This window comes from Microbacterium sp. SYP-A9085, from assembly GCF_009649635.1.
Classification (GTDB): domain Bacteria; phylum Actinomycetota; class Actinomycetes; order Actinomycetales; family Microbacteriaceae; genus Microbacterium.
This window is the reverse complement of sequence record NZ_WJII01000004.1, coordinates 273218-280829: the sequence shown is the minus strand read 5'-3', so window position 1 is coordinate 280829 and position 7612 is coordinate 273218. Positions and strand designations below refer to the sequence as shown.

Sequence of the window (7612 nt, the reverse complement as noted above, 5' to 3'; positions counted from 1 at the left end):
GACGCGTCAGGACGGGGAGGGGGAGGGGGAGGGGGGCGGGGCGAAGACGGCGGGCCACCAGGCGGCCGCGAGGGGGTAACCGACGAACGAGACGATGTCGAGGATCGCGTGCGCGACGACCAACGGCATGACGCGGCCCGAGCGCTTGTAGTACCACCCGAACACGACGCCCATCACGAAGTTGCCGAGGATCGGCCCCACACCCTGATACGCGTGATACGACCCGCGCACCGCGGCGGAGACAAGGATGATCGTCCACGCGTTCCACCCGGCCTGCCGCAGCCGCGTGAACAGGTAGCCGATCATGATGACCTCCTCCTGCAGCCCCGCGCGCACGGCCGCCAGCACGAGCAGCGGGATCGTCCACCACGCGGGGTCCAGGGGAGACGCCTGCACCTGCACCGTGATGCCGAGGACCCGCCCCGCCGCGTACAGGGCCAGCCCCGGGATGCCGATGGCCAGCGCTATCGCCGCTCCGGCACCGAGATCCCGGCCGGGCCGGTGCAGGTCCAGCCCGATCCGGCGGAACGGACTGGACCCGAGATCCCACAGCAGGTACACGACCAGGCCCACCAGCGCCAGCGAGAACGCGACATCCAGCACCTGGTACACGATGTCCCACAGCGCCTGCGTGGACTGCGCGGGGTTCAGGGATGTCTGCTGCTGTGCCAGCGGCACGCTCGCCATGAACCGGCGCGCCAGCAGCAGCAGCGAATACACGGCGGACTGGCCCAGCGTGCACGCCATCACGAGCCCGATCTCCCACCACAGGCGGGCGCGACGGGGCGCGGCGGCGGCTACGGACACCCCAACAGATTGTCACATCGGCGCCCTCCACGGTAAAAGGTGTGTAACGGTTTTGGGCGATATTTGGAGCAGAGCCGTCAGTGTGCTTATGGTGAACGACATCGCCGCGACGAAGCGCTGCGCACTGCTGCGCACCGCCAGGGCGCGGTCAGCATCCCTTTCACAGGAGGACACGTGAAGCGTACGAAGATCGCCCTCGCGGGCATCGCACTGCTGACTGCGGGCACCATTGCCCTCAGCGGCTGCGCGGGTGGCGGCGGAACGGGCGACAACGGCAAGACGACCGGGGCAGCTGCTGCGTCGATCATCACGGTGAACGGATCGGAGCCGGAGAACCCGCTGATCCCGACCAACACCAACGAGGTCGGCGGCGGCAAGATCCTCGACTCGATCTTCGCCGGTCTGGCGTTCTACGACGGCAAGGGCAAGCTGGTCAACGACATGGCCGACTCGATCACCGTCGACGACCCCAGCACCGTCACGATCAAGATCAAGTCGGGCGAGAAGTTCACCAACGGCCAGGTTCTGACCGCGGACAGCTTCATCAAGGCGTGGCAGTTCGGCGCCAAGTTCTCCAACAAGCAGCTGAACTCGTCGTGGTTCGCCGACATCCAGGGCTTCAACCCGGAGAAGGACTCCGAGCTGACCGGTCTGACGAAGGTGGACGACAACACGTTCACCGTCAAGCTGAGCACCCCGGTGGCCGCCGACTGGTCGCAGCGTCTGGGCTACTCGGCGTACTACCCGCTTCCGGATGTCGCTTTCACCGACATGAAGAGCTTCGGCGAGCACCCGATCGGCAACGGCCCGTACAAGCTGGCCAGCGATTCGGCGTGGCAGCACGACGTGCAGATCGACCTGGTCAAGAACGACGGTTACACCGGCGCACGCCAGGTGAAGAACGGCGGTCTGACGATCAAGTTCTACGCCTCGCAGGACTCGGCCTACGCAGACCTGCAGGCCGGAAACCTGGACGTCCTGGACGCCATCCCGGCGGCCGCGTTCGCCACGTTCGAGAGCGACCTCGGTGACCGCGCCGTCAACCAGCCGGCCGCGATCTTCCAGTCGTTCACGCTCCCGGGCAACCTGGCGCACTTCACCGGCCAGGAGGGAATCCTCCGCAAGGAGGCGATCTCCTACGCGATCAACCGTGACCAGATCACCAAGACGATCTTCAACGGCACCCGCACCCCGGCCAGCGACTTCACCTCGCCGGTCATCAACGGGTGGAGCGACTCCATCCCCGGCGCCGAGGTCCTGAAGTACGACCCGGCCAAGGCGAAGGACCTGTGGGCTCAGGCCGACAAGATCTCGAAGTGGTCCGGCTCGTTCCAGATCGCGTACAACGCCGACGGCGGCCACAAGGAGTGGGTCGACGCCGTGTCGAACTCGATCAAGAACACGCTCGGCATCGACGCGTCCGGCAAGTCGTACGTCGACTTCGCCACGCTGCGCGCCGACGTCAACGCCCGCAAGATCAAGACGGCGTTCCGCACCGGTTGGCAGGCTGACTACCCCAGCCAGTACAACTTCCTGCAGCCGCTGTACGGCACCAAGGCCAGCTCGAACGACAGCGACTACACGAACAAGGACTTCGACGCGCTGCTGGCCCAGGGCGCATCGGCCAGCGACCCGAGCGCGGCGACCGCCGACTACGCGAAGGCGCAGGAGATCCTGTTCAAGGAGTTGCCGGCCATCCCGCTGTGGTACTCCAACGTCACCGGCGGCTTCGCCCAGGGCGTGAAGAACGTCACGTTCGGATGGAACTCGGTCCCGCTGTACTACGAGATCACCAAGGGCTGACACCCTAGGGATCCACACCGCGAGGCGGTGACGACCACGTCACCGCCTCGCGGTGTGCCATCCTCGACTCGCACTCGCATCAGTTTCGCGGGAGGATGTCGGCAGCACACAAAGCTGGCCGGCGACCGCCGCGACGCGATCTGAAGCCCCCTGCACCCGAAGGGAGGGCGCATGCTCGTCTACATCCTGCGGCGTCTGTTGCAGGTGATTCCGGTGTTCATCGGAGCCACCCTGCTCATCTATTTCCTCGTGTTCGCCATGCCCGGCGACCCCATCGCCGCGCTGTTCGGCGACAAGCAGCCGAGCCCTCAGCTCCTGGCCGAGCTGCGCGCGCAATACCACCTGGACCAGCCGTTCGTCGTGCAGTACTGGTTCTACCTCACCGGAATCTTCCGCGGAGACCTCGGCACCACGTTCTCGGGCCAATCGGTCAACGACGTCCTGGCCCGGACGCTCCCGGTCACCGGACGCCTCGCGGTCATGTCGATAGCGATCGAGTTCTGCCTGTCCATCGTGATCGGCACCGTCTCGGCGGTCCGCAAGGGCAAGGCTTTCGACCACGGCGCCCTCATCGTGGGCCTGCTGTTCCTGTCGATCCCGGTCTTCGTGCTCGGCTTCGTCTCCCAGTACTTCCTGGCGATCAAGCTCGGCTGGTTCAGTCCCACCGTCGGGGCGAACAACGGCTGGAACGGCCTGTGGCTGCCGGCCCTGGTCCTCGGGGTGAGCCTCTTCGCGACGAGCATGCGCCTGATGCGCGGCTCGGTGATCGAGACCCGCAACCAGGACTGGGTGCGCACCGCATACTCCAAGGGCCTGTCACGCAGCCGCGTCCTGCCGGTCCACGTGATGCGCAACTCGCTGATCCCGATGATCACGAACTCGGCCACGAACTTCGGCGTCCTGCTCGTGGGCGCCACCGTCACCGAGGCCGTGTTCAACATCCCGGGCGTCGGCAACACGCTGTTCCAGGCGACGATCCGGCACGAAGGCCCCACGATCGTCTCCTTCGTGACGATCTTCGTCGTCCTCTATGTGCTCGTGAACCTGCTCGTGGACCTGCTCTACGGGCTGCTGGACCCGAGGATCCGCTATGTCAAGTGATGTCAACGCGACGCACTACGTCGCCCCCGTCCACACCACGACCATCACGGTGGACGCGGTCAAGGTCGCCGCGAAGCCCTCGAGTCTGTGGTCGGATGCCTGGGAGGACATCCGGCGCCGTCCGACGTTCTGGATCTCGGTGGCGATCGTCGTCGTCGTGATCCTGATGTCGTTCGCGCCGACGCTGTTCACCCGCACCGACCCCGCGCAGTGCAGCCTCGACTTCTCGAACGGGGGACCGGCCCCCGGCCACCCGTTCGGCTACACGTTCCAGGGCTGCGACATCTATGCCCGCATCGTGTGGGGCACCCGCATCTCGGTCGCGGTGGGCCTGCTGGCGACCCTCATCGGGTCGGTGATCGGCCTGGTCATGGGCGCCCTCGCCGGATACTACGGCGGATGGCTGGACTCGGTGCTCTCCCGCGTGGGCGACATCTTCTTCTCGATCCCCTACATCCTGGCGGCCGTGGTCGTGATGACGGTGTTCGCGCAGTTCCGCAACGTCCTGACGCTGTCGATAGCGATCGGCGGGTTCGCGTGGGCGTCCACCGCGCGCGTGGTCCGCGCCGAAGTGCTCCGGGTGCGGCAGTCCGACTTCGTGACGGCATCCCGCGCCCTCGGCAAGTCGAACTTCGGCACTCTGATCTCACACGTGATCCCGAACGCCATCGCCCCGCTGCTGGTGGTCTCCACGCTGAGCCTGGCCGCGGCGATCGTGGCCGAGGCGACACTCGCGTTCCTCGGCGTGGGCCTGGGCGACACGATCTCCTGGGGCACGGAGATCAGCAACGCGCAGACATCGATCCGCGTCGCACCGATGTCGCTGATCTATCCGTCGATCTTCCTGACCGTCACGGTGCTGGCGTTCATCATGCTGGGCGAGCTGATCCGCGACGCCCTCGACCCGAGAGCGAGGGCGCAGCGATGAGCGATGCCGTTCAGACGCCGCTTCTGAGCATCCGCGACCTGAAGGTCGCCTTCCGCGGACAGAAGACCGAACGCGAAGTGCTGCACGGGGTGAGCCTCGAGCTGTTCGCGGGCGAGACGCTGGCGATCGTGGGGGAGTCCGGCTCCGGCAAGTCCACGACGGCCTCGGCCATCGTGAACCTGCTGCCGGGCACCGGCCACGTCACCGGCGGCAGCATCATGCTCGACGGCCGCGAGCTGACCACGCTCAGCCGCCCGCAGATGGAGCGGATCCGCGGCCGCGAGATCGGCTACGTGCCGCAGGATCCGATGTCCAACCTGAACCCGGTGTGGTCGATCGGCTTCCAGGTGAAGGAGGCGGTGCGCGCCAACGGCATCGCCCACGGGCGGCACGCCGTGCGCCAGCGCGCAATCGAAGTGCTCAAGCAGGCGGGACTGGCCGACGCCGAACGGCGTCTGCACCAGTACCCGCACCAGTTCTCCGGCGGCATGCGCCAGCGTGCCCTGATCAGCATCGGCCTGGCCGCCGACCCGAAGCTGCTGATCGCGGACGAGCCCACGAGCGCCCTGGACGTCACGGTCCAGCGCGTCATCCTCGACCACATGGCGGGTCTGACGCGCGAGAAGGGCACCTCGGTGCTGCTGATCACGCACGACCTGGGCCTGGCCGCCGAGCGCGCCGAGAAGATCGTGGTGATGCAGCAGGGCCACATCGTCGAGGCGGGCCCCAGCCGCGAGATCCTCGAGAACCCGATGCACCCGTACACGCAGCGGCTCGTCGCCGCGGCGCCGAGCATAGCGTCCAAGCGCATCCAGGCGCAGGCCGAGCGACGGGGGATCGAGCACGAGACCACGCTGGACGACGTGCCCGCGGTGCGCGTTCGCGACCTCACGAAGGACTACAAGATCCGCACCGGCGGGTTCCGGTCCGTCCCGTTCCGGGCCGTGGATGCCGTCAGCTTCGACATCCCGAAGGGCAAGACGCTGGCCCTGGTGGGCGAGTCCGGCTCCGGCAAGTCCACGGTCGCGAAGATGGTCCTGAAGATCGAGGACGCCACCGCCGGGCTCATCGAGATCGACGGCAAGGACTCGTCGACGCTGGACACCCGCGAGGTGCTGGCGCTGCGCCGGCGCATGCAGCCGGTGTTCCAGGACCCGTACGGGTCGCTGGATCCGCTGCGCAACATCGGGAACACCATCGCCGAGCCGCTGGAGATCCACGAGGTGGGCGACCGGGCCTCGCGTCGCGCCCGGGTGGTCGAGCTGCTGGATCAGGTCTCGCTGCCGCAGGAGCTGACCAGCCGCTACCCGAACGAGCTGTCCGGCGGCCAGCGCCAGCGCGTGGCGATAGCCCGCGCGCTCGCGCTCAAGCCCGACATCGTCGTGCTGGACGAGGCCGTGTCGGCGCTGGACGTGCTCGTGCAGGACCAGATCCTGAAGCTGCTCGCCGAGCTGCAGAGCGAACTGGACCTGACATACCTGTTCATCACCCACGACCTCGCCGTCGTGCGCGTGGTGGCGGACGACGTCTGCGTGATGGAGAAGGGCCGGGTCGTCGAGCACGGCACCGTCGACGAGATCTTCGCGAACCCGACGCAGGAGTACACGCAGCGTCTGCTGGACGCCATCCCCGGCGCCGCGATCCCGCTCGGTGGTGCGCGCTGACCCGACGCACTCAGGATCGGTACGTCTACCGGCCGGGATCGGCGATAGCGCTGCTCGTGATCTCGACGGCGGTCGTGGTGTTCCTCCTGGGCGACGCCGTCATCCGGGCGGGCCTCATGGACGCGCTGCTGTTGGCGCCGTGGCCGCTGCTGGCGCTGTGGTGCGTGTACGTGTCGGCGTTCGCCTCAGGCCTGAAGATCGACGACGAGGCGCTCACGGTGCAGAACCTGCTCCGGGTGATCCGGATGCCGTGGGCCCGCGTCGCCGACATCCAGTGGCGGTGGCAGGTGGAGATCACCACCGACGCCGGAGAGAAGGTCCGCGCCGTCGGCGGCCCCGTCGAGGGACGCGGGGGACGGCGCGCGGGTTCGCGCGCGGAGACGCCCATGGGCATGCGGGCGCAGTACGACAGCATCGTGCGTGCATGGGAGACCGCCCGGGAGCGGCTGTCCCCGGGGGCGGACGGCGCGGTGCGGCACGGCTGGGACGTGCCGGTGATCGCCGCGCTCGGCGTGCTCGTCGTCTGGGCCGTGATCGCCCTCCTCGTCACCGGGGGGCCGGCGTGACGAAGGACCTCGCCTCCGGCGGCGCCACGGTGCTGCGGGCCGTATCGTCGATCATCGCGTTCTGGGCGTTCGTGGCGATCGCCGTCGTGTTCGTCGGCGACGCGGCCCTGCGGGGGCGTCTGGATGTCGCGCTGCGCGCCGGCGCCGTGTTCGCGTTCATCGGCTGGTGCGCGTGGGTGTTCCTGATCAGGATGAGCGTGCGCCTGGACGCGCAGGCTCTGACCGCCCGCAACCTGCTGCGGTGGGTGCGGGTCCCGTGGGGCCGCGTCGTGGACGTCGAGCGCCGCGCACAGCTGCGGATAGTCCTGGACGACGACTCGACCGTCGAATGCTGGGGCAGTCCGTTCGCGCCCCGCGCCGGCGGACGCACCCGCGACCACGGCGCGTCGGTGCCGGCGGTCACCGCCACGAACAGTCCGTGGGGGCAGCCGGTGGGCGGCACGGCCGGCATGCGCCGGGGGCCCTCCGCGGACGGGGCCCTGGTCGCCGTCCGCTCGGTCTGGCAGGCCTCGCGCGGCGGGTCCGGACCGGTCACCCGCGGCTGGGATCTCCCCGCGATAGCGGTCGGTGCGGTCCTCGCGGTGGCCGTGATCGTCGCCGTTCTGCCCTGGTGAGCAGGCCGATCGCCGTTCGGGTCAGCGTTCTGCGCGGTCTGCGCGATGCCCGCCGTGCTGATCTGAGCACGTTGCGTACCTAACGCCCCGATAAAGATTCAAGTGAAACCCAGCGAAACGGCCGATGTC

The 7612-nt window shown here is 68.2% G+C and carries 7 protein-coding genes; 6 read left to right on the top strand and 1 reads right to left on the bottom strand.

All coding sequences use genetic code 11. From position 1 onward, the window contains the following. Positions 1–6 precede the first annotated feature (6 nt). Complete coding sequence (locus GH740_RS10460) at positions 7–747, bottom strand: CPBP family intramembrane glutamic endopeptidase (protein ID WP_153746075.1); 741 nt, start codon at positions 745–747, stop codon at positions 7–9. Positions 748–981: 234 nt separating this feature from the next. Between GH740_RS10460 and GH740_RS10455 the strand changes: the two genes are divergently transcribed. The 6 genes from GH740_RS10455 to GH740_RS10430 all read left to right on the top strand — a co-directional run bounded on the left by GH740_RS10455 (position 982) and on the right by GH740_RS10430 (position 7483). After that, complete coding sequence (locus GH740_RS10455) at positions 982–2610, top strand: ABC transporter substrate-binding protein (RefSeq protein WP_367641455.1); 1629 nt, start codon at positions 982–984, stop codon at positions 2608–2610. 171 nt (positions 2611–2781) lie between these two features. Then, complete coding sequence (locus tag GH740_RS10450; protein ID WP_153746008.1) at positions 2782–3711, top strand: ABC transporter permease; 930 nt, start codon at positions 2782–2784, stop codon at positions 3709–3711. After that, positions 3701–4639, top strand: coding sequence for an ABC transporter permease (locus GH740_RS10445; protein ID WP_153746007.1), 939 nt, complete (start codon positions 3701–3703; stop codon positions 4637–4639). Before GH740_RS10450 ends, GH740_RS10445 begins: the two co-directional genes overlap by 11 nt. Next, on the top strand, positions 4636–6303 hold the full coding sequence (locus GH740_RS10440; protein ID WP_153746006.1) for an ABC transporter ATP-binding protein: 1668 nt from the start codon (positions 4636–4638) through the stop codon (positions 6301–6303). The genes GH740_RS10445 and GH740_RS10440 overlap by 4 nt, the downstream gene beginning before the upstream one ends. 56 nt (positions 6304–6359) lie before the next feature. After that, positions 6360–6869, top strand: coding sequence for a PH domain-containing protein (locus GH740_RS10435; protein WP_153746005.1), 510 nt, complete (start codon positions 6360–6362; stop codon positions 6867–6869). Next, complete coding sequence (locus tag GH740_RS10430) at positions 6866–7483, top strand: PH domain-containing protein (RefSeq protein ID WP_153746004.1); 618 nt, start codon at positions 6866–6868, stop codon at positions 7481–7483. Before GH740_RS10435 ends, GH740_RS10430 begins: the two co-directional genes overlap by 4 nt. Positions 7484–7612: the final 129 nt, after the last annotated feature.

Bases quoted from the DNA above. Each gene is read 5' to 3' on its own strand.
- GH740_RS10460 (WP_153746075.1), bottom strand. From the start codon at position 747: ATGGCGTGCACGCTGGGCCAGTCCGCCGTGTATTCGCTGCTGCTGCTG.
- GH740_RS10450 (WP_153746008.1), top strand. From the start codon at position 2,782: ATGCTCGTCTACATCCTGCGGCGTCTGTTGCAGGTGATTCCGGTGTTC.
- GH740_RS10445 (WP_153746007.1), top strand. From the start codon at position 3,701: ATGTCAAGTGATGTCAACGCGACGCACTACGTCGCCCCCGTCCACACC.
- GH740_RS10440 (WP_153746006.1), top strand. From the start codon at position 4,636: ATGAGCGATGCCGTTCAGACGCCGCTTCTGAGCATCCGCGACCTGAAG.